Below are 24,582 nucleotides of genomic sequence, written 5' to 3'. Positions count from 1 at the left end.
GACCCAGCAACAGAGCAGGCGCTATGTGCCTGATCTGATGTCCTTGCAGCGTACCTGCGAGGTCAATTACATGGCGCTGATGAAACTGCTGCCGCCAGATGGGGAAGTCGGATCTGAACGCCGCTATCGTGTTGGCAACGATCTGCAGTTCCAGCTCACCATTTGTGGCGAGAGTCGCTTCACTTCTCAGGTTCTTTTGAGTCAGCACAATCCCGAGTTGCCCGAATATCTGCAGGCTCAAATCGAGATTCGTTTGTATCATGATGTGCGGATGGCGGAAGTGTGTGCAGCGCAACAGATTTCCCGTTTGCAACCACGTTATGATTACCCCAACAAAAAGATGCACCAGCGGGATGAAAAGGAGCAGGTAAATCTGTTTCTGGCCGAATGGCTGAAATTTTGTCTCAGGCATGGCACCAGCCCCATCAATATCTCCAGTTGAACAAATATAAAGAAGCGTGATTTTGGAAACAGAGCTCCCCCAGGCGCAGGACGGCAGTGTGCGCCTGTTGCAAATTACCGATACCCATCTCTTTGCCAGTGAAGAGGGACGGCTGCTGGCCGTGCGTACAGCAGAGAGTCTGGCTGCCGTGCTGGAACAGGTGCAGGCCAACGACCATCCCTACGAGGTGATCCTGGCGACCGGCGATCTGTCGCAGGATCACAGCCCGGAATCCTATCTGCGTTTTGCCTCCATGATGGCGCCTCTTGGCCGCCCCATCTACTGGTTGCCAGGCAATCACGATGACAGTCCGCTGATGACCGAATACCTCCATGCCGCCGGGATCAGTGAGTCCAAGCAGTTGGTGGGAAACCACTGGCAGGTGATCCTGCTCGACACCCAGGTGCGTGGCAAACCCCACGGCATGATCGGTGATCACCAGCTGGAAGCGCTCGACCGTGCTCTGCGCCAGTATCCGGATCGCCACGCCCTCATCGCCCTGCACCATCAGGCGGTGCCGGTGGGTTGTGCCTGGCTGGATCAGCACAATCTCAAGAATGCCGATGACCTGTTTGCCGTGCTGGCTCGCCACCCGCAGCAGAAGACCATTCTGTTTGGCCACGTCCATCAGGAGTTTGACGAGGTGCACCGCGGCGTGCGGCTGATCGCCAGCCCATCGACCTGCATCCAGTTCAAACCGCTCTGTGACGGTTTCGCGCTGGACGAGTCCGGCCCGGGCTGGCGCTACCTCACCCTCTACCCTGATGGCCGTATCGCCAGCCAGGTGTGGCGTCTGCCGGTGGGGCAGTTTGTGCCCGACCCCAATGCCACCGGTTATTGAGGAGTCGCCATGAAGCCCGTTCTCCTCTACCTGCACGGTTTCAACTCCTCACCCGGTTCCGCCAAGGCGCAGCAGATGGCGGCCTGGGTGGCCACCAACCGACCCGATATAGAGGTGGTGATCCCGGCCCAGCCCAATACGCCAGCGGCAGCCTGGGCGGCCATCGAACAGACCATTGCCAATTTGCAGAGCCGCTATGGTAGTGAATTCAAGCTCGGCGCCGTGGGTAGCTCCCTCGGTGGCTTTATGGCGACCCGGGTCAGCGAGCAGTACGGCTGCCGCGCGGCCCTAATCAATCCCGCGGTGCGCCCGCATGAGCTGCTCTGTGACTACCTTGGCCCCCAGACCAATCCCTATACGGGTGAGCAGTACCAGCTGCTGCCTGAACATATGGATGAGCTGCGAGCGCTGGCGGTACCGGTGACGGCGCCGGAGCGACTCTGGATCCTGCAGCAGCAGGGAGATGAGGTGCTCGACTATCGCAAGGCGCTGGATGAATACCGTTTTGCCCGCCTCTCGCTGGAGTGCGGCGGCAACCACGCCTTTGTCGCGTTTGAGCGTTACCCCGCCCAGATTATCCGTTTCCTCGGGCTTTAATCATGCAACCGCCGTTGTCCGCCTTTCTGGAACAGGTACTGGCCACGGCGCAAGCGGGCCTCACCTACTCCAAAGACCCCTTCGATATCGGCCGTTTCGAGGCGCTGCGAGCGGCCACCGTGGCCCTTATTGCCAGCCAGAGCGAGCTGGCGCCGGAAGCCATTAGCGACTGGATTGCCCTCGATCACGGTTATCCCACCCCCAAGCTCGATGTGCGGGCCTTCATTCAGAACGATGCGGGCCATATTCTGCTGGTGCAGGAGCGCAGCGACGACTGCTGGACTCTGCCCGGTGGCTGGTGCGATATCGGTGACTCGCCGGCGGATGCCGTGGTGCGTGAAGCCGTTGAGGAAACCGGCCTTGCGTGTCGGGCGGTGCAACTGCTGGCCCTGTTCGACAAGCTAAAACACCCTCATCCACCCCAGTTGCCCCACGCCCACAAGGCTTTCTTCCTGTGCGAGGTGACCGGCGGCCAGCTGCTGGGCGAAACCGATGAAACCAAAGGGGCGGGGTACTTCCCCATCGACGACTTGCCCCCGCTCTCCCGCCATCGGGTGGTGGCCTCCCAGCTGCGCACCCTCCATGAGCACTTGCAGCAGGGGCGGCGCGATACCCTGTTTGATTGACATCTGAGGAAGTGAACCCGTTCGAGCTGGGGGAGGTGCCGACGCGCGATGGAGTGCACCATCCAGCGGATCGACAGGCCTGAACGAAAGGGGCTCATATGTTCCTGTTGCGCCCTGCGGGGCAGTGTTAATCTTTAGCGGCCTGTTTACTTTGCCTCGCCCGGGGCAGGGGATGGCCGAACTCTTCTGAACTTCACTGCCAACAGGGAACACGTTTGTGACAACTCCTTCTGCGCTGCCGGATCTGGTACTGGGCGCCTCTCTCTACTTTCCGCCGCTGTTCAAGGCGGTGCTGCTCGGCCTGCTCTGCTGGCTGCCGGTGCATCATCTGCTGCGTGACTGGCTCTATGGCGGGGATGTCTGGCACCCCATGTTGATGGATCTCTCTCTCTTTATCCTCGCCGTCAGCGGCGCTTTATGGATGCTGTTACATGGCTAAATCACCTCTCGCGACCCTCAAATACTTCTCCACCCTGCTGGTCTGCGCGCTGGCGCTGGCGGCGGGCTGGTGGCTGTGGAACTACTACATGCAGGGGCCCTGGACCCGGGATGGCAAGGTGCGCGCCGAGCTGGTCAGCATTACCCCCGAGGTGTCGGGCAAGATCATCAAGATCGCGGTGAAGGACAACCAGCTGGTGAAAGCGGGGGAGGAGATCTTTACGCTCGACCCCGAGCCCTACCGGATCGCCCTCGATAATGCCCGGGCGGCACTGGCCAAGGCGAAATCGGATCTCGACAAGGCCGAGCATGAGGCGAACCGCCGCAGTGGCCTGTCGCGCAGCGTCATCTCCGCCGAGACGATGGATGAAGCGCGCCTCAATGCCCAGGCGATGCAGGCGGCCTATCAGGTGGCACAGGCCAATCTGGAGAAGGCGGAGTGGTCGTTGGCCAAGACCCGGGTGCATGCCGCGAGCGATGGCTACATCACCAACCTGCAGACCCGGGTCGGCAACTACGCCAGCGCCGGTGTGCCGCTGGTGGCGCTGGTGGATACTCACTCCTTCTATGTACAGGGTTACTTTGAAGAGACCAAGCTTGGCCACATAGCGCCGGGCAAACCGGCCGAAGTGGTGCTCTACAGCGGTGAGCAGCGGTTGCGCGGCGAGGTGGAGAGCATAGGGCGCGCCATCCACGATCAGAGCGTCGATGGCGGCAACGGTCTGCTGATCGACGTCAAACCCAACGTGCCCTGGGTGCGGCTGGCCCAGCGGGTGCCGGTGCGGATCAAGCTGCTGGATGTGCCGGCGGACGTGACGCTGATCGCCGGCACCACCTGCACCATCACCATTGGCGAGTAGGGTGAGCGAGTCATTCTGGCTGCGTACCCCCTGGGGGAAGGCGACAGGGGGGCAGTGGCGTTATGCCCTGCGCAACGCGCTGGCCATGTGCCTGTCGCTCTGGCTGGCCTTCGTGCTGCAGCTCGACTCCCCCTACTGGGCGATGAGTTCGGCCGCCGTGGTGAGTTTTCCCACTGTGGGCGGGGTGATCAGCAAGAGTCTGGGGCGGGTGGTTGGCAGCCTGATGGGGGCGATGGCGGCGGTGGTGATCACCGGTCTTGGCATCAGCGATCCCTGGCTGTTCAGCTTCCTCATCGCCCTCTGGCTGGGCTTGTGCACCTACATCTCCAACCACTATCAGAACAACGTCTCCTACGCCTTCGCCCTCGGCGGTTACACTGCCGCCATCATCGCCTTCTCCTGCGTCAATGTGGCGGATCCCCACCATATCTTCGATATTGCCCAGGCGCGGGTGAGCGAGGTGATCATCGGTATCCTCTGCGGCGGTCTGATGATGATGATCCTGCCCAGCACCTCGGATAGCGAAACCCTGCTGGACTCCCTGCGCAAGAGCCAGACCCGCCTGCTGGAACATGCCCAGCTGCTCTGGCTGGGGGAGATGACGCCCGAGGTGCGCAGTTCCCACGAAGGGCTGATCGGCCAGATCCTCACCATGAACGTGCTGCGCATACAGGCGGTCTGGAGCCATCATCGGTTGCGGCGCCAGAACCGGCTGCTCAACTTCCTGCTCCATCGCCAGCTGCGGCTCATCAGCCTTATCTCCAGCCAGCGCCGCATGCTGCACAACTGGCCGGAACAACCGGAAGGCATTCAGGCGCTGCTCGCCACCCTGCTGGCCGAGCTTGGCAAGCCGGAGTGCGACAAGTATCGGGTTGCGAGGTTGCTGGCTCCCCTGATGCCGACCAGCGAGCATGATTACCGGCTGCGCACCTTTTTGCTGCGGCTGCGCCATTTCTGCTGGAGCTATCTGGAGTGTCAGCGCTGGCTCGACCGGTTGACCCGCTACGACGATCAGGAGTGGCCGGCGCCGCCCCGTCACACCTCTCTCACCAGCCATACCGACACGCTGGAGGCCGCCTACAACGGCGGGCGCACCTTCCTCTGCGTGCTGCTCGGCTGCACTTTCTGGATCAACAGTCAGTGGGATGCGGGCAGCTCGGCGCTCACCATGCTCTCCATCTGCTGCGTGCTCTACTCGGCGACCCCGGCGCCGGCTCAGGGGGCCAACACCATGCTCAGGGCGATCCTGCTGCTCAGCCTCATCTGCTTTGCGGTCAAGTTTGGCCTGATGATCCGCATCGACGATTTCTGGGTCTTCTGCCTCTTGCTCTTTCCGGCGCTGCTCTCCATGCAGCTCTGCAAACAGCAGCAGGTGCGGCAGGCGGGCCTCTGGGGCCAGATGATCGTGCTGCTCGGCTCGTTTCTCGCCATCACCAATCCGCCCAGCTACGACTATCAGCAGTTCATCAACAGCAGCCTCGCCCAGATGATGGGGGTGATGAGCGCCGCGCTGGCGTTTCAGCTGTTGCGACCCAGCTCGGATCGGCGCAAGAGCCGCCGCATTATCCGCTCCCTGCGCCGCCACTTCATGGATCAGCTGGAGCCGGCCCCGCGCCAGAGTGAGAGCCAGTTCGAGTCGCTGATCTACCACTGCATCAGCCAGCTCGGTCAGAGTCAGGAGCAGACCGCCCGTATGTGGGTATTGCGCTGGGGCGTGGTGCTGCTCAACTGCAGCCATATCGTCTGGCAGCTGCGCCAGTGGCGCGGTGACGAGCATCCTCTCTATCTGGTGCGTGACAACTGTATCCGTAGCCTGAAGGGGATCCTCACCGAGCAGGGGGTGCAGCACGCTTCCCTCGACCGCACGCTGGCCGAGCTGCAGCGGATCAGTCAGGGGCTGGCCAACCATGGCGATGGCACGGCGCGAGAGCTGGCAGGCATGGTGTGGCGGCTGCAAAGTTCGCTCTCCCAGCTGCAACAGGCGCTGCCGGGCCCCGCCGAGGGGAGCTGAAACAGCCTTGGGAGGGGCACAATCCCCTCCGGATCACCCTTTCCCGCAGCCAAGTTTGTCCAATACCCTCCCAACGAGTAAGATTCTCCCCAAACGTCAATTCGCAAGGCCCTCCATGTCTACTCAATACAATGCGGATGCCATTGAGGTCCTCAATGGCCTTGAACCGGTGCGTCGTCGCCCCGGCATGTATACCGACACCACCCGGCCCAACCACCTCGGCCAGGAGGTCATCGACAACAGCGTCGATGAAGCGCTGGCAGGTCACGCCCGCAATCTGGAGGTGATCCTGCATGAAGACCAGTCCCTCGAAGTGATCGACGATGGCCGCGGCATGCCGGTCGATATCCACCCGGAAGAGGGGGTCAGCGGGGTGGAGCTGATCCTCTGCAAGCTGCACGCGGGCGGCAAATTCTCCAACAAGAACTACCAGTTCTCCGGCGGTCTGCACGGGGTGGGTATTTCGGTCGTAAATGCCCTCTCCGATCGGGTCGAGGTGACGGTACGTCGCGACGGTCAGGTCTACGACATCGCCTTCGAGCGCGGTGAGAAGGTGCAGGAGCTGACCATCACCGGTACCTGCGGTCGTCGCAACACCGGCACCCGGGTGCGCTTCTGGCCGCAGGCGAGCTATTTCGATTCGCCCAAATTCTCGGTCACCAAGCTGGAGCACCTGCTCAAAGCCAAGGCGGTGCTCTGCCCCGGCCTCACCATCAAGTTCCTCGACAAGAACACCGGCATCAAGCTGGAGTGGTGCTACGAAGATGGCCTCAAGGATTACCTGATCGATGCGGTCAAGCAGTACACCTGCCTGCCGGAGCAGCCCTTTATCGGCTCGTTCAGCTCCGAACAGTCGGCGGTGGACTGGGCGCTCTGCTGGCTGCCGGAAGGGGGCGAATGCCTCGCCGAATCCTATGTGAACCTCATTCCCACCGCGCAGGGCGGTACTCACGTCAACGGCCTGCGTCAGGGCCTGCTCGACGCCATGCGCGAGTTCTGCGAGTTCCGCAACCTGCTGCCGCGGGGGGTCAAGCTGACCCCGGAAGATATCTGGGATCGCTGCGCCTACATCCTCTCCATCAAGATGCAGGATCCGCAGTTTGCCGGTCAGACCAAGGAGCGGCTCTCCTCCCGCCAGAGCTCTGCGTTTGTCTCCGGCGTGGTGAAGGATGCCTTCAGCCTCTATCTGAACAGCAACACCGAGCTGGCGGAGCAGATCGCCGAGATCTGTATCTCCAGCGCCCAGCGCCGGATGCGCGCCGCCAAGACGGTGGTGCGCAAGAAGATTACCCAGGGCCCGGCCCTGCCCGGCAAGTTGACTGACTGTAACTGCGCCGACCCCATGCAGGGCGAACTGTTCCTGGTGGAGGGTGACTCCGCGGGCGGCAGTGCCAAGCAGGCGCGGGATCGCGAGTTTCAAGCCATCATGCCCCTGCGCGGCAAGATCCTGAACACCTGGGAGGTGGAGGCCGGTCAGGTGCTCGCCTCGCAGGAGGTGCACGATATTTCCGTGGCCATCGGTCTCGACCCCGACTCCAACGACCTCTCCGGTCTGCGCTACGGCAAGGTGTGCATCCTCGCGGATGCGGACTCGGACGGTCTGCACATCGCCACCCTGCTCTGCGCCCTCTTTGTGAAACACTTCCGCACGCTGGTGGAGAAAGGCCACGTCTATGTCGCCATGCCGCCCCTCTACCGGATCGATATTGGTAAAGAGGTCTACTACGCCCTCGACGAGGACGAGAAGAACGGGGTGCTGCAGCGGGTCGAAGCCGAGAAGAAGAAGGGCAAGGTGATGGTGACCCGATTCAAGGGTCTGGGTGAGATGAACCCGAAACAGCTGCGGGAAACCACCATGGATCCCAACACCCGCCGTCTGGTGCAGCTCACCATGGAGCCGGCAGGGGAGAGCGAAGGGGATGCGGCTGACGAGACCCTGCAGCTGATGGACATGCTGCTGGCCAAGAAGCGGGCGGGTGATCGCCGCGAATGGCTCGAAGAGAAGGGCAACCTCGCCATCATCTAAGCTGTAGGCTGGCCCGCACAGGGCCAGCAAGCATTTAGCCGGAGTCGCCCTGTGGCGGCTCCCGAACCGAAAGAGAAAATCACATGAGTGATGCTATCGAGCTCAGTCTGGACGGGGTAGAGCGCCAGCCAATGCGCACCTTTACCGAACAGGCTTACTTGAACTACTCCATGTACGTCATCATGGATCGGGCCTTGCCGCATATTGGCGATGGCCTCAAACCGGTGCAGCGGCGCATCATCTACGCCATGAGCGAGCTGGGTCTGTCGGCGCTGTCCAAGCACAAGAAATCCGCCCGTACCGTGGGTGATGTGCTGGGTAAGTACCACCCCCACGGCGACAGCGCCTGTTATGAAGCCATGGTGCTGATGGCCCAGCCCTTCTCCTACCGCTACCCGCTGGTGGATGGTCAGGGCAACTGGGGGGCGCCGGACGATCCCAAATCCTTCGCCGCCATGCGTTATACCGAGGCGCGCCTGTCGCGCTTCTCCGAGCTGCTGCTCTCCGAATTGGGCCAGGGCACGGTGGAGTGGACGCCGAACTTTGACGGCACCATGAAGGAGCCGGTGGTGCTGCCTGCCCGCCTGCCGCACATCCTGCTCAACGGGGTGACCGGTATCGCGGTGGGCATGGCGACCGACATCCCGCCCCACAACGCGCGGGAAGTGGCCTACGCCTGTGCCGAGCTGCTCGACAACCCCAATGCGGGGCTCGATGTGTTGATGCAGCACATTCAGGGGCCGGACTACCCGACCAACGCCGAGATCATCACCCCGCGCGACGATATCCGCAAAATCTACGAGACCGGCAAGGGCTCCATCAAGCAGCGGGCGGTCTGGAGCGAGGAGGATGGCGACATCGTCATCACAGCGCTGCCCCATCAGGCCTCCGGCGCCAAGATCATGGAGCAGATCGCCGCCCAGATGGTGGCGAAAAAGCTGCCGATGGTCACCGATCTGCGCGATGAATCTGACCACGAGAACCCGACCCGTCTGGTGATCGTGCCGCGCTCCAACCGGGTGGATGTAGAGGGGCTGATGGCCCACCTGTTCGCCACCACGGATCTGGAGAAGAACTACCGGGTCAACCTCAACATCCTCGGCCTCGACAACCGGCCGCAGGTGAAGTGCCTCAAGACCATCCTCAGCGAGTGGATCCAGTTCCGCCGCGAGACCGTGCGTCGCCGTCTGCAGTTCCGCCTCGACAAGGTGCTGGCTCGCCTGCATATCCTCGAAGGCTTGCTGATCGCCTATCTCAACATCGACGAGGTGATCGAGATCATCCGCACCGAGGATGAGCCGGGCAAGGTGATGGTGGAGCGCTTCAACATTACCGAGACCCAGGCCGAAGCGATCCTCGAGCTGAAACTGCGCCATCTGGCCAAGCTCGAAGAGTTCAAGCTGCGTGCCGAACAGAACGAACTGGCCGAAGAGCGCGACAAGCTGGAGCTGATCCTGGGCTCCGAGCGCCGTCTCAACACCCTGCTCAAGAAAGAGCTGCTGGCCGATGCCGAGAAGTACGGCGACGATCGTCGCACCCCGCTGGTGGAGCGTGCCACCGCCGTCGCGCTGACCGAGAAAGAGCTGGTGCCGAGCGAGCCGGTCACCGTCATCCTCTCCGACAAGGGGTGGGTGCGCGCCGCCAAGGGCCACGACGTGGATGTCGAGGGGCTCTCCTACAAGGCGGGGGACAACTACCTCACCCACGCCTTTGGCCGCAGCAACCAGCAGGCGGTGTTCCTGTCGAGCTTTGGCCGCACCTACTCGCTGGAGGCGCACACTCTGCCCTCCGCCCGCAGTCAGGGCGAGCCGCTTACCGGCCGCTTTGCGCTGGGTGCCGGTGAAGAGGTGCGTCATCTGGTGATGGGTAACGAAGGCGAGCCGTATCTGATCGCCAGCGACGCCGGTTACGGCTTTGTTTGCACCTATGACGACCTCATCGGCAAGAACAAGAACGGCAAGGCGCTGCTCACCGTGCCGGAAGGGGGTCAGGTGATGGCACCCCAGAAGATCGGCTCGCCGGAGACCGATCTCTGCATGGCTATCTCCAACGAGGGGCGCATGCTGCTGTTCCCGCTCAACACCCTGCCGGTACTCGGCAAGGGCAAGGGCAACAAGCTCATCAGCATTCCGTCGGCTCGGGTGAAAGCACGGGAGGAGTTTGTGGTAATGGCCGCCGTCATCCCGCAGGGTCAGTCGGTCACCCTGTTTGCCGGCAAGCGCAAGCTCACCCTCAAACCCTCGGATCTCGACTACTACCGCGGCGAGCGCGGCCGCCGCGGCGCCAAGCTGCCCCGCGGTTTGCAGCGGGTGGATCGTATTGAGATTGAACCCGCCGCGGGAACCGAACCGGTAGCCGGGGAAAATCAGGAAGGGTAATTAATATTGAAGGGCGCGAAAGCGCCTTTTTTATTATAAAATTTTTTTGGTGATTTCATGTACGATTTTATAAAGGACTTTTCACCTGTCTTTTTAGCTTTTTTTGGATTGTTTGTCCCAATTTATCAAGCTCAACGGGAAAGAAGAGCTAACTTTAAAAAAGAACATCAAATTAAAATATTTGAACAATTGCTCTCTGTTTCCAATGCACTGACATCTACTTGTGATGAACTATCTTTAAAAGCGTTGATATGGCGTGTTAATAAAGCGGATGGACATGAGGTTGACCTCCCTAAAAGAATGGATTACGCAATGCAGCTTGAGCATGTCACGTATTTGTTTTGCAAAGAATTGGAATGCCACGAAATTTTAAATCCTTTGTTATTTAGAACAACTCGTTTCATGATTCAAGCAAAATTATACGAGCTTTCTAGGGAACAACCATATCTTGAAAAAAATGACTTTTTAGTAAGTTAGAATGGGTATCTAGAGAAATATCGTGTTTCACCAGAGATCTCATATCATGTTTGCAAAATGAGATTTATGGCGAGCTATTTTTAACAAAGGTTTCACCAAGGGAAACGACAATGGATAGTTTGAAGGTTATAAGAAATGAACCTGATAAACTGTATGCGCTATTAGAATATGTACAATGTGAAACTCACTATGGTAAAGAAGTGTTGAAAGTGAGTTAGTTTTGCACAGGCCTTTATAAGGCTGTAGGTCTGATTAACGAAGCGTAATCAGGCCTACGCAAACGATAAACGCTAGCGTAGGCCATTTAGTTTTGGACTTTAGCTACTGATAACTAATGATGTTTTGTCGAATTAACTCAATAAATACACGTGTTTTAGCAGGAAGATATTGGCGGTTTGCATAAACAGCAAACAACTGTAATGGGGCAGCGGGTAGCTCAAGTTCAATTTCAACCAAGCTGCCATCATCAATAAACTCCTGGCAAGATACCTTGGCAAGAATGGCAAAACCTACACCGGCTATTGCTGCTTTTAACGCCAGTTCGCCACTATTGACCCGGTAGTGTTCATTCACCTGAATGGTGGAAAATTCACTGCTCGTGCGAGTAAATTGCCAAGGCATCCCTTTCAGAGCGCTCACCGTTGTTATGCAGGGGAGAGTTTTGAGTTGTGATGTGTGGTTGGGAAGCCCCCACTTCTGAATCAATGACGGGGAGCCAACAACAGTACAGGGAATGGTGGTCAAATGGCTGGCTATGTAATCGCAATCATCCATCTTGCCTCTGTGAATGATGATTGCCATGTCCAAATCCTCTCTTAATGATTCAAGTCCGGAGAGATTGGTAATGCAGCTGATCGTTATTTCAGGATGTTGGCAGGCAAAGTCGGCAATGGCAGTACCGAGCAGTTTTGGCCCAGCCTCATTGGGGATACAGATGCGTAATGGCCCTTTCAGCTGAATCTGCTGTGATGTCAATTCAGCCTCGGTTTGCTCCAGTGATTCCAGCAGTGGTTTTACTCGGGTATAGAGCAGTTGCCCTGACTGTGTGAGCTTCATATGGCGGGTTGAGCGTTCAATCAGTTGAAGATTCAAGGCTTCTTCCAATTGAGAAATACTGCGACTCACATTTGAGGTGGGGATTTGAAGGGCTTTAGATGCACCGACAAAACTGCTGTTTTCAACCACTGCAATGAAAATTTTCAGCGCATTCAATTCCATGCCGGTACGCATTGATTATCCCTAATCTGATAACAATTCATGCCATTTTAACGAATAAAATTAAAATGTGATAGTGGGTATACTTTCTATCTCTAAAGATTGAGAGTAAACATTATTATGCTAGATAAAAATAATGTGGGTGAAAAAACTCACAGTAATTGTTCGGTTATGGATTTTAACGTTGTCTGGTTGGCGGCATTGATTCAATTGGTCAGTGCACTTGATTTCATGATGATTATGCCTCTCGGGCCTGATTTATCTCGCGCACTAAATATAAGTCCAACCTATATAGGATATTTAGGAGGCGGGTATGCACTGGCAGCCGCACTATCATCGTTGTTATGTGCCAGATATCTCGACCTATTTGATAGAAAGCATGTTGCACTGATCACATTGTTGGGGATCTCGCTATCCACTTGGGCCTGCGCTTTGGCATGGGATATGGAAAGTTTATTCTTTACCCGCTTGCTGGCCGGTATGTTTGCCGGTCCTGCAACATCCATTGCTCTGGCGATCGTTGCGGATGCTACGCCTGTACAGCAACGTGGCCGAGCGATGGCCATCGTGATGGGGGCGTTTTCGTTGTCAGCGATTGCCGGTGTGCCGTTGGGATTGGAGCTGGCAATGTCAAAAGGATGGAGTGCACCTTTCTATGTTTTAGGTGGCTTGGGATTATGTGTCTGCGTGGCGGTATATACAAGGCTGCCCGGGATGACGGCCCACTTGGGATTGAGTCAGAAGGCTTTTTCATCCATTGAAATGTTGAAGCGACCTGTGGTGTTGAATGCGTTTATGGCAATTGGGTTGGCAATTTTCAGCACCTTCCTTATTGTTCCCAACATAGCTGCTTATTTTCAATTTAACCTTGATGTCCCTCGTGGTGATATGAGTTATTACTATGTCATGGGTGGTATATTTAGCCTGTTTTCAATGCAGCTTGGCGGATTGTTTATTGACCGTTTTGGCGCAATGAAAGTGACGATTTTGATAGGGGCATTGACGATAGCGGTTGTTTGGGATGGTTTTTTGCATGAGCCTTGGTTGCCGACCATAGTGATTTTCACGTTATTCGTGGTGGTTACATCGACCCGAACGATCACCGTTGCTGCTGTTAATAGTCAAGTGGCAGCGCCTTGGGAAAGGGCGGGATTCATGTCATTGCAAAATGTTTTTCAACATATATTCAGTGGCTCGGCTGCCGTCGTCTCTTCGATGATTTTAACAAATGTCGATGGTCACCTTGGCAACATAACTCTATTGGCTTGGCTAACCATAGTGTTGACGATTATTCAGCCACTTTTTCTATATCGATTGCTCAAGCTGCTGCGTTTGGGAACCCCAAAATCGGATGTTTGAGAAACGAGACCTGTGGGGACATAGGCTTGATTGACGAAGCCTAAACGGGGGCTCGCCAGCCAGATTAGGGTCATCCATCCCGCCAAAAAAGAGGGCCCCGCCATCCATGATGGCGGGGCCCTTCGCATTATCAGCTGCATTGCCGATTCAACCGTTCGCGCTGGCAGGGGCTACTGAAATGGTTGGCCCGAATCCAATTAGACAGGAATGGCTGTCGCCGCCGGTGGCGGGGTGATTTTCGAGGCGATCAGCAGGCGCAGGCGGGGCACCAGCAACAGCAGGACGATCCCGCCCGCCATCGAGCCCCAGCCGAGCATATTGAACACCGAGCTGTAACCCGGGTTGGTGGCCACCGGAGAGCTGCCGATATTCTGCGGCATGGCGCTGGAGACATAGCCCGCCAGCACCGAGGCGACGCCGGTCACCATCATCCAGCAGCCCATCATCAAGCCTTGCAGGCTGGCGGGGGCCAGCTTGCCGATCATGGCGTAACCGATGGGGGAGATCAGCAGTTCGCCAAAGCTCTGCAGCACATAGCTGATGGCGATCCACTTGAAGGCGACCAGCCCGTCGGCCCCCGCCAGATGGATGCCGATCGGCAGCACCAGCATGCCGAGCCCCATGCAAAACAGGGAGGCGGCAAACTGGGAGGGGATGTCGATATTCCACCCCTGTTCGCGCAGCCGCTTGAACAGCAGCGCCATCAGCGGGCCACCGATGACGATGACAATGGTGTTGATGTTCTGGATCCACTGGGGGGCGACCCGCAGCCCGAACACGTTGAGGTTGATGTTGTGCTCGGAGAAGAGCATCAGCCCCATGGGCGCCAGCTGGTAGAGCGACCAGAAGATGAGGGAGCCGAGGGCGAGGATCAGGTAGGCCACCATGCGGCTACGCTCGGCGGCGTCCGGGTGGCGGGCGGTCATCACGCAGAGCAGTACCAGCACCACGGCCCCCAGGATCAGCACGAAGCTGCCGCTGAAACTGGCGTGGGTCAGCAGCAGACGCAGGGCGGGCACCAGCATGGCCAGAATGGCGAGGCCGGCCAGCATGCGGCGGTAGAAACCGCTCCCCTTGATATGGCGCAGCGGGGTGCTGATATCCGCCAGAATCGGCCAGCAGGCGAAGGTAGCGATGATGGCGATGATGTTGCCCAGCGTCGCAAACAGGAACAAGGTGCGGTAATCCTCGGTGAGCTGGAAGTAGCCCGCCACCGTGAAGCCGATAAAGAAGCCCAGATTCATCCCGGCGTAGTTCCACAGGAAGGCACTCTCGCGGCGGTGATCATCCGGGGCGAAGCGCTGGGTCAGCATCATGTTGAGGCAGGTGACGTTGAGGCCGCTGCCGGTGAGGAACATGGCGAGCCCCCAGTAGAGGCCGGTGATCCCCATCTCGGCGATGAAGTAGCAGCCGATCACCTGCAGCACCATCCCCATCACGAACAGGTTGCGGTTGCTGAGGTAGCGCCCGCCGAGATAACCGCCAAACAGGTGCAGGCCATAGTTGAAGGCCCCGAAGACCCCCATCATGGCGTTGGCCTGGGATTCGCTAAAGCCGAGCCGCTTGGTGGCGTAGAGCACCAGCGTGGAGTAGAGCACGGCAAACCCCAGGGTCGAGAAGGTCTGGATAAAGAACAGCGCCCCGGAGCCGGGGGGAATGGTGGGGTGTTGATTCGAAGCGCTCACGGTCTGTCTCCTGTGAGAGAAGAAAATCATTACTCGTCCTGAGAGCGTACCGGTCTGCTGCCGGCTAGCCTTGTGCGCTTCCATGCTGGTCTGAAGGCCGGTCTGTCATTTAGCGGCCAAGCGGTGCAAATAGCCATACCTGAAATTTAATCCGGCGCGATTAATTGCTTTTTATTGATCTATTCCGCCTTTTTATGCGCGATTGAGTCGTGGTTGTAGCTCGGCTTACCACGCGATTGCGGCACGGTTGATGTGATCCAGTCGGCTATTTAATGCCGATTATGGCGCTGTAGCGGGATCTGCGTCCCGCTTTGTTGTCCCGAAACGCAGCTGGCGCCAAGTTGTTGTATTGCAGGTTGTTTATTCATCCTTGGGCATTGAGTGCATAAATATCGGTAAGAGAAGGAGTAGCCTCAGGGGGACTTGCGCGTGTTCTCTCTTTGCTGTCGAGAGGGTGAGGGGAGGATATAACAACGCCCGGCGGGCCGGGCGTTGTGGTGCGACTGATGGGCGGCGAAAGCGGCCTTAGAAGTCGTGGTAGAGCGGCCAGCCGAGCAGCGGGTGCTTGAGACCGGCGCGCATCTCGACGTTGTCGAGCTTCTCCGGCGAGGCGTTCTCTTTTTGCAGCAGTTGGTACTGGCGCACAAAGCCGAGGGTGTGGAGCAGATTGGGCACAAAGCCCGGGCTCAGCTCCTGACGCAGGGCGGTGGCCATGTCGGCGGGCAGCGCGTTCAGCATCAGGGCGAGCTGGGCGGCGAGGTAGTCGGTGTCGTACCAGGTCTCGTCGAGCTCAATCTCCCGCGCCAGTTTGCGCTTGAGATCCTGCTTCACCTTGAGCGGGGCGGCGCCACTGCCCTTGCCGCAGAGGATGCGGTAGAGCAGCGCTTCGGCCAGCTTGTCTTCCATGGTGGGGTGGTCGCTCTCGCAGGCGAAGAAGTGCTGGTCGATGAGTGCCATCAGGCGGCTCTTGTTGTGCTCGGTCAGCGCCTTCTCGTACTCCTGCCACCCTTGCCACTCCTCCACATCGGGCGGGCTCGAGATCTTGTCCAAGAGCCGGGCATCCACGTCACCGTAGAGGCTGTTGCCAGCCTGCTTGGGGCTGACGGTAATGAGCATCGACCAGCCCTTCTGGAACGGCTTGATGGGGCCTTCCGGCGCCTGCAGCAGCGCCAGCGCCTTGGCCGGATCCCGCGCCGAGAGCTCCTGCAGACCGAGGCTCACCACGCCGATGACGTCGTGGGCCGCCTGCTCCAGCAGGTGCATCTTGTACTTGTTGTAGTACTTGTCGGCGAATTTGAGGCTCATCAGAACCGCCTTGCCCTTGATGGCGGCCAGCTGTTGCTGACTCAAGAGTTCGTTGTCGCGGCCAAAGCGCAGCACCTGGCTCAGAAAGGGGCCCTGGTTGGCATCGCGAATGACTAACTGCATGAATGGGCTCCTTAATCCAGAAAGCTGAACATGTCGTCGACGTCGCCGTACTCGTCTTCCTCGACCTTGTTCTTCTCTTTGGCCTGCATCACCAGCTCGGCGGCAAACTTGTTGATGATGCCGTCCCAGCTGGAGTGCTCGTTGCGCAGCAGTGCCTTGATGGCTTTCTCCACCTCGGGGGCCAGCTCGCGAATGAGCATCAAGAGGCTGCGCGGGTCATCCAGCGCGTAGTCGTGGACATCCTCGCTCTGCTGGCGCTCGCTGTAGCGCAGGGACTCTTCGAGGTCTTCCTCTTCGGCGTGCAGCACGTCGCGATAGCCTTCGTCCTCTTCATAGCGATCGCCGCGATAGAACTCGATAAAGGGGATGGCGAGGTAGAAGAGACCGGCCGGATCTTCGGCCACGCACTCGAGGATCTCGCGCTGCTTGGCTTCGCTATCCTGGGTGCGGATCAGGTAGTTGAGGAAGTCGAAGGTGTGCTGTTGCAGCTCGTCGGCGTTGTTCTTGATCGCCTCTTCCCAATAGAGCGGCTGCTGGCAGACGATGTCGCGGATCCGCTCCGGGGTCATCAGCTCGGAGATGATGGAGGGGAAGGAGATATCGTGCTGGCCGTTAATCTGGGTCAGGGTAACGATATCAATGTTTTCAATCACTTCTGCCAGCTGGTCGTCAGACATGGTCTTGGCGATCAGCTCGAACTTCTCGCTGGCCTGCTTCGGCTCGATAACGGCCAGCTCTTTGATCTCGATGGCGGTAATTTCTATCAGACTGTTGCTCATGCCTTGCCCCAATTAGAAACGGACTTCGTCGTACATATCCTGATCGCCGTCGTCATCACCATAGCGGTCACTGCCGCCATGGTAGTCGGCGTCGGCATCTTCCCCGTCTTCCTCTTCTTCGTCGCGCAGCTCATAGTCGTCATCGCCGCGGTGGCTGCCGCGCGGCAGCGGGTTGTCGAGCAGAAACAGCACGGCGCAGGCTTCCATCAGCTGATCTTCGCTCTGGGCCCGCACCGCCTTGACCAGCGGCAGGGCGGCGTTGTTGAAGCCGACGCTCACCTTGAACTCGTCCCAGCTTGGCTGCTCGCCGCTGGTGAGCCACTTGTTCCACAGCGACTTGGCCTTGGCCGGGAACTGCACCCGGCCATAGAGGGCCAGCGGCAGATACTCGGGCATAAACTCCAGCATGCTCATATCGGCCAGCAGCAGGCTCTTCATCTGGTCGGTGAACTGTTCCAGCCCCTTGGGGTCGTCCTGATCCCGGTAGGATTCGATGTTTTCGCTGGCATCGCTTTGCAGCGACTTGAGCCGCGCCTGGTCCCATCTCTTTTGCATAGTTGCTCTTTCTGCCTGCTGTTTCAGGGGTAGAACTGATCCCACATCTCCTGCATGGCGGAGGCGGGGTCGGTCACGATGACGTTGTTGAAATCCTTGATAAAGGCGGCCCGCTGTTTCGGATCGGACAGCACTTCATAAGCCTGCTTTACCTGGTGCAGCTTGATGGCTGCCTGCTCTTTCTCTTCTTCACTGGCCCCGTGCAGCTTGTCGGGGTGGTACTGGTTCGACAGCCGACGATAGGCTTTCTTGATGTCGTTTTCGCTGGCGTTGGACTTGACGCCCAGCACCCGAAAGTAGTTGTTCATGGCAGATCCTGCATCACTGGCATCATAGGATTCACGCTGCGAGTGCCTGATGGTGGGGATTGGCAAACCAGGCACGGCAAAAACCCGTCATTTTAACGGAAACCTCCCCTCATCGCCATGAATAGGACGCAAAGTCACCGGCAGAAAAGCGTGACTGTGCACCTTGGGATCTGCCTCTCTGTCTGGAATGACCCTGGGACTACACTACAGGAGGCGTCGGGGATTACCCTGGCGATCGTCAGTTGGCCTCGGCCGTACCGAGACCCTTACTAAGGAATGGACAGCCATGCTCAAATTTTATCTTCTGCCTATGGTGCTGCTTGGCGGTTTCGCCATCGCTGCCGATGAGAGCATCGATGAGCCCTTGATGTTCATCAAGGGGGACATTACCAAGGCACAGTTTATGGAAAGAGCCGAGCAGCGTTTCACCCGGCAGGACAGTGACAAGGATGGCACCCTCTCGATTGCCGAGAGAGAGGCAGCCATGGCCAAGATGCACGAGGCAATGCAGCAGTCAGGCAAGGCCATGCCTGGCAAGATGGGGAACATGGGCAACATGAGGCCGATGCAGGACACGACCAGGGAACAGTTCATGGCGCATCATGAGGCTCTCTTTACCCAAATGGACAAGAACGGAGATGGTGTGCTTGACGAAGCCGAGCGTACCAGTGCCAGAGGGCGGCTCGGGCAGGGGATGATGGCGCCCGCCCAATAGAGCTGGTTTGTCACCTTTCCTTCCTGAAAAAAGAGCCCGGTAGTGATACCGGGCTCTTTGCATGGAGACGGGGTGACCTGAGGGCTCACCATTGCCGCAGTGCGAGCGCTTCCTGCCCCTGCGGGCGACCCCGACCTTAGCTCTGCCTGGCCAGCTCTGCCTTCACCAGCTGCTCCAGCTCCTCATAGGGGATGGCGCCCGACACCAGCTGGTTGCCGATCAGGGTCGCCGGTGTGCCCTGTACACCCAGCAGGGTACCAATGCGCAGGCTGTTGCGCAGCTCCTCGGTGGCTTTACCCTCCGGTTTGAGTGCCACATTGCCGGTGGCCGCCAGCGCCTTGTTGATGTCCGCCTCGGTCAGCATCCCCTGCTTGCTCATCAGCTTGTCGTGCAGGGCGAAGAAGCGGGCGGGATCCTGTTGCCACAGGGTCAGGCTGTACTGGGCTGCCTTGGCGGAGCTCTGCCCCTTGAACGGCAGCAATTTGATCACCAGCCCCAGATCATTCGGATAGGCCTTGAGCAGCCTGGTCAGCTGGGGATCGAACTGCTTGCAGTAGGGGCAGTTGTAGTCGGTAAACAGCACCAGCGTCAGCTTGGGGTTTTTGGCACCCAGGCGCGGGCTGGTTGCGCTGTTGAACAGCACATCCTTGTTGCCCTTGATGAAGTTGCCAAGCTGGGCCTCCTGGGCTGCGGCATTCTGCTTCTCCCAGGACTCGGCCGCCTCGTCGAGGATCTTGGGGTTGGCGATCAGAGTCTCGCGGATCAGCTCCTTGATGCGTGCTTCCTGTTCAGGGGTGAAGGGGGCCGCGTGCAGGGTCGGAGCCAGCAGGGTTGCGCAGAGAGAGGCCAGCAGGGGCAGGGCGCTCAGAGTCGGTTTCATGGATACTCCTTAAAATCGGGTAGTGCCAGCCTGAAGTGGCCAGCCTTGTGCAAGCTAGTCGGCAGTCGTCGTGGTTGCGTCGGGGCAGCAAGGTATTCCCCTGCAACAACGCCATGCCGTAAATCTGTTTTCAGTACTCCGCAGTCGTGCCCCGTTGGTGCAAGAAGGCGGCGATGGTCTCGCAAACATGAGTCATGACCAATGGCAAAGAGCCGGAATCATTCCCGCCAGATGCAGAGGGTGAGGTGCAGACGCCGTTCGGGTGGCGAGATGACTATGGGTGGGGGCAGTGGCGGTGTGTAGCGCCAAAGGGGGGCCAGCAGGGCGATCAGCACCGCCACGGCAAAGAAGAGCTGTTCGATGCAGAGCAGGGGGGCGGCGCTCAGCCACTTGCCGTTGAGCTGGCAACTGCCTGGCTGCGGGCTGGCCGGTTTGGCATCCCCCAGATCCGTTGTCGAGTTCTGAACGGGTAGCGCCTGACAGCTGAGCGCCTGATCAAGCAGGGCAAGCCGGGCCAGCGGCTGGGCCGCACAATTGAGCAGCAGCAGGCAGACCAGCAGCAGGAGATGTTTCGCTACCCGTTGTTGCAAAATCATGTTCGCCCCGTCCATCAAGATGGGGCCATCCTAACGACCAATGGCGGGTGGGGCAAGTCGGCGGCGTATTGATGAGCAGTACTGTGGGTGGCGCGACGGGGAGGGTGGTCGGTTCTGTTTGGCGAACGCTTGTTCGCTAAAAGGGGGATCAGTATACTGCGCCGAGTTAAAACTCGAGGTGTTCGATGCTCAAAATTGCCCGTGTGCTGCTGCTTGGTCTGCTGCTCATTTTCTGGTTCCTGTTCGGCCTGCTGCTCTGTCTGGTTCGTCCGCGCCATCCCAACAACGTCTATGTTTTCGCCCGCATGTATCACGCGGTCTGCCCGCTGATCGGACTGCGAGTCAAGGTGACGGTGGCCGACGAGGTCAAATCGGTCGGCCCGGCGGTCTACGTCTGCAACCACCAGAGCAACTTCGACATCTTCACCGTGACCGGTGCGGTGCAGCCCGGTGTGGTGGCCGTGGGCAAAAAGAGCCTGCTCTGGCTGCCGCTGTTCGGCCTTATCTTCTGGCTCTCCGGCAACGTGCTGATCGACCGCTCCAACCGCTCCCGTGCCATCGGCACCATAGGTCAGGTAGTTGATCGCATCAAGAACCGCGGCACCTCCATCTGGATGTTCCCGGAAGGGACCCGCTCCCAGGGACGTGGCCTGCTGCCGTTCAAGGCGGGCGCTTTCCACACTGCGGTACAGGCTGAAGTGCCCGTGGTGCCCATCGTCTGCTCCAGTTACTTCGGTCAGGTCGACCTCAATCGCTGGGATAACGGCGAAGTGCTGGTGGAAGTGATGGCCCCTGTCTGCAGCAAGGAGCACGGTGCCAGCGGCATTCGCGATCTCTCCGACACCTGCCGCGCCCGGATGGAGGCCAAGCTGGCCGAATTGGACAGCAAGCTGGGCCACAGCCACGCAGCTTGACTAGATATCGCAGATGAATCGACAAGGGAGCCTCAGGCTCCCTTTTTTATTGGTAAAAATCACCACCTGGTTGGCTATTTTCACCAATAAACCCTTCTTGAATTTCCTCGGTAAATTCCCATCTATATGTAAAACAACAATAATCTTTCTTGGCACGGCTCTTGTAATGCAATGGGAAGAGATAGCAATCCCATCAACAAGGAGCCAGACCATGAGCGTATTCAGCCGCCTGACCGACGTGATAAATGCCAACCTGCACAGCCTGCTCGACAAGAGTGAAGAGCCGGAGAAGATGCTGCGCCTGATGATCGAAGAGATGGAGCAGGTGCAGGTCGAGATGCGTACCCAGGCCGCCCGCGTGATTGCTGAACAGAAACAGCTGGAGCGTCACCAGCAGGGGTTGCAGGCGCAGATCCTGGAGTGGTCGGCCAAGGCCGAGCTCGCCATCCAGAAAGGCCGTGAGGATCTGGCCCGTGCCGCCCTCACCGAGAAGCTGGCGGAGGCCAGGAAATGTGAACAGCTGGAACAGGACAAGGCCCGGGTGGCCGAGGTGCTGGCCCAGCTTACCGCCGACAGCGAGCGACTGGCAGCCAAGCTGACCGAGGCGCGGGAGAAGCAGAAACTGCTGACCCTGCGCGAGCAGACAGCCCACAGCCGCATTCGTGCCCGCGCCCAGGTGGACAACCAGCGCATGCATGAGCTGATGGCGCGTTTTGACGGTTTTCAAGGCCGGGTCGATCAGCTGGAAGCCCAGCTGGAGGCGGCCATTTTGGGGCAGAATCCCTCGCTGGAGGCCCAGTTCCGCGAGCTGGAGCTCAATGACGAGATAGAGCGCGAGCTGGCCCGTCTCAAGGGGCAGAAGGTGGAGGTATAACCATGACTCCCTGGCCCAAGGATCTTGTCCATCGCAAGCTGACTGGCGTTTGCGCCGGCATTGCCCAACGGCTGGGGATCTCCAGAGTGACGGTGCGAGTGGTAGCCCTGCTCGCCCTGATCCTGGTGCCACCGCTGGCACTGGCTGCCTATCTGCTGGCGGTGCTGGTGATGCCGCCCCGTTATGAATTGAAACGCTGGCTGGATTGACCGCAAGGCAGCCCCGCGGCACAGAGAGCCCGTAAGGAGCAAGTTATGCTGGAATTTTTCATCTTGCTGGGAGTGTTGCTGGTCATGGCGCTGACCGGCTTTACCCTGGTGGCCATGCTGCTGGTCAGCGGCGTGTTTGTACTACTGGGGCTGCTGAGCGGCATGCTTGCCCTGATCGTCAAGTTGGCCCCCTGGCTGCTGGTCGCGCTGGCAGTCTGTTGGCTCATCAGCCACCGTCGTCAGCGCAACAATACCTATCTGTAGTTGTGCAACAAGTTATGAAATGCTCCCTGATTTCCCCTTTTCGGCCACTCATCGAGTGGCCTTTTTTTAGCTGTAACCCTTAAGGTCGGGTCGTTTCGGGTAACCACTGCGGGCTCCAGCTCTGCCAGAGTGCCGGGCTGTGGATCAGCTGCTCCTTGAAGGATTTTGGCTGCTGCTTGAGGCGATATTCGAGGCGCAGGGCTGCCCCCTTCTCGCCGACCTCCTGCTGCCAAGCCAGCGTCAAGGGGCCCTTGCCGCGCAGGGCGCGAGCCCCCTTGCCGCTCTGGTGCTGACGCAGACGACGTTGAGGATCCGTGCTGACCCCGGTATAGAGCAGGCCGGTGGCGGTGCGCACCATATAGATAAACCAGCGAGAAGAGGGGGGAGAGGCGTGCGGGGATATCCCGTCAGGAGGTTTTATCATTTGTACTTCTCTGTGCCAAACTCAAAAGCAGTGCAAGGAGGTGCGATGAGAGTCTGGTTCTGGTTGTGGTTACTGTTGTCGGTTCCGGCTCTGGGGGAGACGATCCGTCTCTACGATTACCATCAGCATCCGCCCTTCAATACCGGAGTGGATGCCGGACTGAGCCGCGAGCTGGTCAAGTATCTCAATGAAAAGTTGGGGGGGGAACCCAGAATCGAGCTCTGGCTGGTTAATCGCGCCCGGCTGGCGCTGGAGATGGCGGATCCCGACTTTGACGGTCTGGTGGTCTGGGTCAATCCCGCCTGGGTAGGGGATCCCCATCGCGAGCGTTATCTCTGGACCTTTCCGGTGATGCGCGACACCAACGAGCTAATCTCGAACATCGACAAGCCGATCACCTATCGCGGACCCGACTCCCTCAAGGGATTGGTGTTCGGCGGGGTGGAGGGCTACCGCTATCAGGGGATCGACGATGCGGCAGCAAGGGGAGAGCTGGAGCGTCACGATGCCAAGAAGGTGAAGACCAATCTTGAGCTGCTGGTGCGCGGCCGCATCGATGTGACCATGGTGCCTGGCTCCGCGCTGGGCTTTTTCATCGACTCAAACCACTATCAGGGTAAGCTGTTTATCTCGCCCTTCCCCCAATCCAGCTATACCCGCCATATCCTGCTGCCCAAATCCCGTCCCGAGCTGCATGCCACCCTTAACGACATCGCCGAGCAGATGGACAAGGATCCCCGCTGGCACAAGGTGCTGGAGTCCTATCGCGGTAAGCCCTGAGGGCGGCGCTTGAGTCGGTGCAGCGGCAACAGGCTCACCAGCAGACCTGCCCAGACAAAGGCGAAACCGACCGCCTTGATGGGGTCCGGCGCCTCACCAAACCAGTAGATGGCAAGCAGGAAGGCGAGGCTGGGCTCGATATATTGCAGCAGCCCCACCGTGCTCATCCGGGTTCTCGCCACCGCATAGCAGAAGAGCCCCACCGGCAGCAGAGTAGCGGGCGCACTGCCCATCAGCAGCAGCTTGTCGGCCAAATCCCCGTTCACGAATGCCCCTTCCCCGTGCCACGCCAGTGTGCCGATGATGATCAGCGCGACGGGCAGTTGCACCATGGCTTCCAGATAGAGGCTGGTGCCGGTGTCGTAGTGGATCTTCTTCTTGATAAGGCCATAGCAGGCGAAGTTGGCCCCCATGATGAGGGAGAACCAGGGGAGTTGGCCGTAGCAGAAGAGCATGTAGGCGAGCCCCGCTAGTGCCAGGGCGACCGCCAGATGCTTTTGCGGGGTGAGTCGCTCTTTGAGGAAGATGACGGCGAATACGATATTGAACAGCGGGGTCATAAAGAAGGCGAGGCTGGTGGTCAGCACTTGCCCGGTAGTGAGGCACCAGGTGAACATGCACCAGCTGATGGACATCACGGGGCCCGCCAGCAGAATGAGGCCGAGCTGGCGCGGCTCGCTGCGCAGTTGTGCCCAGGGCACCTTGTGGCCAAGCAGCAAAAACAGGGCACCCAGCAGCACCACAGACCAGAGCACCCGGTGGGAGATCAGCTCCCACATGTTGACCTCAGGCATGAATTGATAATAGAGCGGCAGCATCCCCCACAGGATGAAGGAGAGGGTCGCGGTGCCGGTACCTAGCCAGTTTTTCATTATTGTCCGTTTATTAAATTAAACACTCA

General features: G+C 58.8%; 27 protein-coding genes. 17 read left to right on the top strand and 10 right to left on the bottom strand.

Going from position 1 to position 24,582, the window contains the following annotated elements:
• The first annotated feature begins 37 nt into the window (after window positions 1–37).
• From I6L35_RS03385 to I6L35_RS03340, 10 genes are all read left to right on the top strand, one after another.
• Window positions 38–442: a DUF1249 domain-containing protein gene (locus I6L35_RS03385; protein ID WP_050552205.1), complete on the top strand. Its 405-nt coding sequence runs from the start codon at window positions 38–40 to the stop codon at window positions 440–442.
• Between the two features lie 22 nt (window positions 443–464).
• Window positions 465–1,283 carry a 3',5'-cyclic-AMP phosphodiesterase gene (cpdA, locus tag I6L35_RS03380; RefSeq protein WP_041234061.1) on the top strand — a complete coding sequence of 273 codons (819 nt, stop codon included), beginning with the start codon at window positions 465–467 and terminating at the stop codon, window positions 1,281–1,283.
• A gap of 9 nt (window positions 1,284–1,292) precedes the next feature.
• Window positions 1,293–1,880 (top strand): YqiA/YcfP family alpha/beta fold hydrolase, encoded by a 588-nt coding sequence (locus tag I6L35_RS03375; RefSeq protein WP_005343106.1) that lies wholly within the window; start codon window positions 1,293–1,295, stop codon window positions 1,878–1,880.
• A 2-nt stretch (window positions 1,881–1,882) separates the two neighbouring features.
• The gene (locus tag I6L35_RS03370; RefSeq protein WP_216979536.1) at window positions 1,883–2,506 is read left to right on the top strand and encodes an NUDIX hydrolase; all 624 of its coding nucleotides are present in this window, start codon (window positions 1,883–1,885) and stop codon (window positions 2,504–2,506) included.
• 196 nt (window positions 2,507–2,702) lie between these two features.
• Window positions 2,703–2,945, top strand: a complete 243-nt coding sequence (locus I6L35_RS03365; protein ID WP_139408694.1) for a DUF1656 domain-containing protein — start codon at window positions 2,703–2,705, stop codon at window positions 2,943–2,945.
• Window positions 2,938–3,804, top strand: a complete 867-nt coding sequence (locus tag I6L35_RS03360) for an HlyD family secretion protein (RefSeq protein ID WP_005343109.1) — start codon at window positions 2,938–2,940, stop codon at window positions 3,802–3,804. Before I6L35_RS03365 ends, I6L35_RS03360 begins: the two co-directional genes overlap by 8 nt.
• Before the next feature lies 1 nt (window position 3,805).
• Complete coding sequence (locus I6L35_RS03355) at window positions 3,806–5,815, top strand: FUSC family protein (protein ID WP_216979535.1); 2,010 nt, start codon at window positions 3,806–3,808, stop codon at window positions 5,813–5,815.
• Window positions 5,816–5,930: 115 nt separating this feature from the next.
• Entirely contained in the window at window positions 5,931–7,841 is a 1,911-nt protein-coding gene (gene parE, locus I6L35_RS03350) for a DNA topoisomerase IV subunit B (protein WP_216979534.1), read from the top strand.
• 83 nt (window positions 7,842–7,924) lie between these two features.
• Entirely contained in the window at window positions 7,925–10,219 is a 2,295-nt protein-coding gene (gene parC, locus I6L35_RS03345) for a DNA topoisomerase IV subunit A (protein WP_216960723.1), read from the top strand.
• A 57-nt stretch (window positions 10,220–10,276) separates the two neighbouring features.
• Complete coding sequence (locus tag I6L35_RS03340) at window positions 10,277–10,696, top strand: hypothetical protein (protein ID WP_254204520.1); 420 nt, start codon at window positions 10,277–10,279, stop codon at window positions 10,694–10,696.
• A 321-nt stretch (window positions 10,697–11,017) separates the two neighbouring features.
• Here the strand turns inward: I6L35_RS03340 and I6L35_RS03335 are convergent, their stop codons facing one another.
• Window positions 11,018–11,926, bottom strand: a complete 909-nt coding sequence (locus I6L35_RS03335; protein ID WP_216979533.1) for a LysR family transcriptional regulator — start codon at window positions 11,924–11,926, stop codon at window positions 11,018–11,020.
• Between the two features lie 105 nt (window positions 11,927–12,031).
• Here I6L35_RS03335 and I6L35_RS03330 point away from each other — a divergent pair, with 105 nt between their 5' ends.
• On the top strand, window positions 12,032–13,270 hold the full coding sequence (locus I6L35_RS03330) for an MFS transporter (RefSeq protein ID WP_216979532.1): 1,239 nt from the start codon (window positions 12,032–12,034) through the stop codon (window positions 13,268–13,270).
• 197 nt (window positions 13,271–13,467) lie between these two features.
• On the opposite strand, the gene I6L35_RS03325 is transcribed toward I6L35_RS03330, so the two are convergent.
• From I6L35_RS03325 to I6L35_RS03305, 5 genes are all read right to left on the bottom strand, one after another.
• Window positions 13,468–14,955: a peptide MFS transporter gene (locus I6L35_RS03325; protein WP_254204519.1), complete on the bottom strand. Its 1,488-nt coding sequence runs from the start codon at window positions 14,953–14,955 to the stop codon at window positions 13,468–13,470.
• 525 nt (window positions 14,956–15,480) lie between these two features.
• Window positions 15,481–16,383, bottom strand: a complete 903-nt coding sequence (locus I6L35_RS03320) for a hypothetical protein (RefSeq protein ID WP_216979530.1) — start codon at window positions 16,381–16,383, stop codon at window positions 15,481–15,483.
• 11 nt (window positions 16,384–16,394) lie between these two features.
• A complete protein-coding gene (locus I6L35_RS03315) occupies window positions 16,395–17,162 on the bottom strand; it encodes a hypothetical protein (protein WP_005343119.1) in 768 nt (255 codons plus the stop codon).
• Between the two features lie 12 nt (window positions 17,163–17,174).
• On the bottom strand, window positions 17,175–17,717 hold the full coding sequence (locus I6L35_RS03310) for a hypothetical protein (RefSeq protein ID WP_216979529.1): 543 nt from the start codon (window positions 17,715–17,717) through the stop codon (window positions 17,175–17,177).
• Window positions 17,718–17,740: 23 nt separating this feature from the next.
• Complete coding sequence (locus tag I6L35_RS03305) at window positions 17,741–18,025, bottom strand: DnaJ domain-containing protein (RefSeq protein ID WP_005343121.1); 285 nt, start codon at window positions 18,023–18,025, stop codon at window positions 17,741–17,743.
• A 286-nt stretch (window positions 18,026–18,311) separates the two neighbouring features.
• Between I6L35_RS03305 and I6L35_RS03300 the strand changes: the two genes are divergently transcribed.
• A complete protein-coding gene (locus I6L35_RS03300) occupies window positions 18,312–18,740 on the top strand; it encodes an EF-hand domain-containing protein (protein WP_216952102.1) in 429 nt (142 codons plus the stop codon).
• 136 nt (window positions 18,741–18,876) lie between these two features.
• Here I6L35_RS03300 and I6L35_RS03295 read toward each other — a convergent pair whose 3' ends face one another.
• Window positions 18,877–19,620 carry a DsbA family protein gene (locus I6L35_RS03295; protein ID WP_216952101.1) on the bottom strand — a complete coding sequence of 248 codons (744 nt, stop codon included), beginning with the start codon at window positions 19,618–19,620 and terminating at the stop codon, window positions 18,877–18,879.
• Between the two features lie 218 nt (window positions 19,621–19,838).
• Entirely contained in the window at window positions 19,839–20,216 is a 378-nt protein-coding gene (locus I6L35_RS03290) for a hypothetical protein (protein ID WP_216979528.1), read from the bottom strand.
• 185 nt (window positions 20,217–20,401) lie between these two features.
• Here I6L35_RS03290 and I6L35_RS03285 point away from each other — a divergent pair, with 185 nt between their 5' ends.
• From I6L35_RS03285 to pspG, 4 genes are all read left to right on the top strand, one after another.
• Complete coding sequence (locus I6L35_RS03285; protein WP_019446682.1) at window positions 20,402–21,130, top strand: 1-acylglycerol-3-phosphate O-acyltransferase; 729 nt, start codon at window positions 20,402–20,404, stop codon at window positions 21,128–21,130.
• 211 nt (window positions 21,131–21,341) lie between these two features.
• Window positions 21,342–22,004: a phage shock protein PspA gene (gene pspA / locus I6L35_RS03280; RefSeq protein WP_216979527.1), complete on the top strand. Its 663-nt coding sequence runs from the start codon at window positions 21,342–21,344 to the stop codon at window positions 22,002–22,004.
• Window positions 22,005–22,006: 2 nt separating this feature from the next.
• On the top strand, window positions 22,007–22,213 hold the full coding sequence (locus tag I6L35_RS03275; protein WP_124241612.1) for a PspC domain-containing protein: 207 nt from the start codon (window positions 22,007–22,009) through the stop codon (window positions 22,211–22,213).
• Between the two features lie 45 nt (window positions 22,214–22,258).
• Window positions 22,259–22,477 carry an envelope stress response protein PspG gene (gene pspG / locus I6L35_RS03270; protein ID WP_216952098.1) on the top strand — a complete coding sequence of 73 codons (219 nt, stop codon included), beginning with the start codon at window positions 22,259–22,261 and terminating at the stop codon, window positions 22,475–22,477.
• Between the two features lie 79 nt (window positions 22,478–22,556).
• On the opposite strand, the gene I6L35_RS03265 is transcribed toward pspG, so the two are convergent.
• Window positions 22,557–22,901 carry a GIY-YIG nuclease family protein gene (locus tag I6L35_RS03265; protein WP_216952097.1) on the bottom strand — a complete coding sequence of 115 codons (345 nt, stop codon included), beginning with the start codon at window positions 22,899–22,901 and terminating at the stop codon, window positions 22,557–22,559.
• Between the two features lie 45 nt (window positions 22,902–22,946).
• Here I6L35_RS03265 and I6L35_RS03260 point away from each other — a divergent pair, with 45 nt between their 5' ends.
• Window positions 22,947–23,681: an ABC transporter substrate-binding protein gene (locus tag I6L35_RS03260; RefSeq protein WP_216952096.1), complete on the top strand. Its 735-nt coding sequence runs from the start codon at window positions 22,947–22,949 to the stop codon at window positions 23,679–23,681.
• On the opposite strand, the gene rarD is transcribed toward I6L35_RS03260, so the two are convergent.
• Window positions 23,663–24,553, bottom strand: a complete 891-nt coding sequence (gene rarD / locus I6L35_RS03255) for an EamA family transporter RarD (RefSeq protein ID WP_216979526.1) — start codon at window positions 24,551–24,553, stop codon at window positions 23,663–23,665. The two genes, I6L35_RS03260 and rarD, sit on opposite strands and share 19 nt — an antisense overlap.
• Window positions 24,554–24,582 lie beyond the last annotated feature (29 nt).

It is taken from the genome of Aeromonas sp. FDAARGOS 1405, from assembly GCF_019048265.1.
In the GTDB taxonomy this organism is placed as follows: Bacteria; Pseudomonadota; Gammaproteobacteria; order Enterobacterales; family Aeromonadaceae; genus Aeromonas; species Aeromonas veronii_A.
This window is presented reverse-complemented; position numbering and strand designations above follow the sequence as displayed.

Bases quoted from the DNA above. Each gene is read 5' to 3' on its own strand.
- I6L35_RS03265 (WP_216952097.1), bottom strand. From the start codon at position 22,901: ATGATAAAACCTCCTGACGGGATATCCCCGCACGCCTCTCCCCCCTCT.
- I6L35_RS03340 (WP_254204520.1), top strand. From the start codon at position 10,277: ATGTACGATTTTATAAAGGACTTTTCACCTGTCTTTTTAGCTTTTTTT.
- I6L35_RS03385 (WP_050552205.1), top strand. From the start codon at position 38: ATGTCCTTGCAGCGTACCTGCGAGGTCAATTACATGGCGCTGATGAAA.
- I6L35_RS03335 (WP_216979533.1), bottom strand. From the start codon at position 11,926: ATGCGTACCGGCATGGAATTGAATGCGCTGAAAATTTTCATTGCAGTG.
- I6L35_RS03300 (WP_216952102.1), top strand. From the start codon at position 18,312: ATGCTCAAATTTTATCTTCTGCCTATGGTGCTGCTTGGCGGTTTCGCC.
- I6L35_RS03370 (WP_216979536.1), top strand. From the start codon at position 1,883: ATGCAACCGCCGTTGTCCGCCTTTCTGGAACAGGTACTGGCCACGGCG.
- I6L35_RS03275 (WP_124241612.1), top strand. From the start codon at position 22,007: ATGACTCCCTGGCCCAAGGATCTTGTCCATCGCAAGCTGACTGGCGTT.
- I6L35_RS03320 (WP_216979530.1), bottom strand. From the start codon at position 16,383: ATGCAGTTAGTCATTCGCGATGCCAACCAGGGCCCCTTTCTGAGCCAG.
- I6L35_RS03330 (WP_216979532.1), top strand. From the start codon at position 12,032: ATGCTAGATAAAAATAATGTGGGTGAAAAAACTCACAGTAATTGTTCG.
- parC (WP_216960723.1), top strand. From the start codon at position 7,925: ATGAGTGATGCTATCGAGCTCAGTCTGGACGGGGTAGAGCGCCAGCCA.
- I6L35_RS03285 (WP_019446682.1), top strand. From the start codon at position 20,402: ATGCTCAAAATTGCCCGTGTGCTGCTGCTTGGTCTGCTGCTCATTTTC.
- I6L35_RS03295 (WP_216952101.1), bottom strand. From the start codon at position 19,620: ATGAAACCGACTCTGAGCGCCCTGCCCCTGCTGGCCTCTCTCTGCGCA.
- I6L35_RS03305 (WP_005343121.1), bottom strand. From the start codon at position 18,025: ATGAACAACTACTTTCGGGTGCTGGGCGTCAAGTCCAACGCCAGCGAA.
- pspA (WP_216979527.1), top strand. From the start codon at position 21,342: ATGAGCGTATTCAGCCGCCTGACCGACGTGATAAATGCCAACCTGCAC.
- I6L35_RS03375 (WP_005343106.1), top strand. From the start codon at position 1,293: ATGAAGCCCGTTCTCCTCTACCTGCACGGTTTCAACTCCTCACCCGGT.
- I6L35_RS03315 (WP_005343119.1), bottom strand. From the start codon at position 17,162: ATGAGCAACAGTCTGATAGAAATTACCGCCATCGAGATCAAAGAGCTG.
- pspG (WP_216952098.1), top strand. From the start codon at position 22,259: ATGCTGGAATTTTTCATCTTGCTGGGAGTGTTGCTGGTCATGGCGCTG.
- parE (WP_216979534.1), top strand. From the start codon at position 5,931: ATGTCTACTCAATACAATGCGGATGCCATTGAGGTCCTCAATGGCCTT.
- I6L35_RS03290 (WP_216979528.1), bottom strand. From the start codon at position 20,216: ATGATTTTGCAACAACGGGTAGCGAAACATCTCCTGCTGCTGGTCTGC.
- I6L35_RS03260 (WP_216952096.1), top strand. From the start codon at position 22,947: ATGAGAGTCTGGTTCTGGTTGTGGTTACTGTTGTCGGTTCCGGCTCTG.
- I6L35_RS03310 (WP_216979529.1), bottom strand. From the start codon at position 17,717: ATGCAAAAGAGATGGGACCAGGCGCGGCTCAAGTCGCTGCAAAGCGAT.
- I6L35_RS03360 (WP_005343109.1), top strand. From the start codon at position 2,938: ATGGCTAAATCACCTCTCGCGACCCTCAAATACTTCTCCACCCTGCTG.
- rarD (WP_216979526.1), bottom strand. From the start codon at position 24,553: ATGAAAAACTGGCTAGGTACCGGCACCGCGACCCTCTCCTTCATCCTG.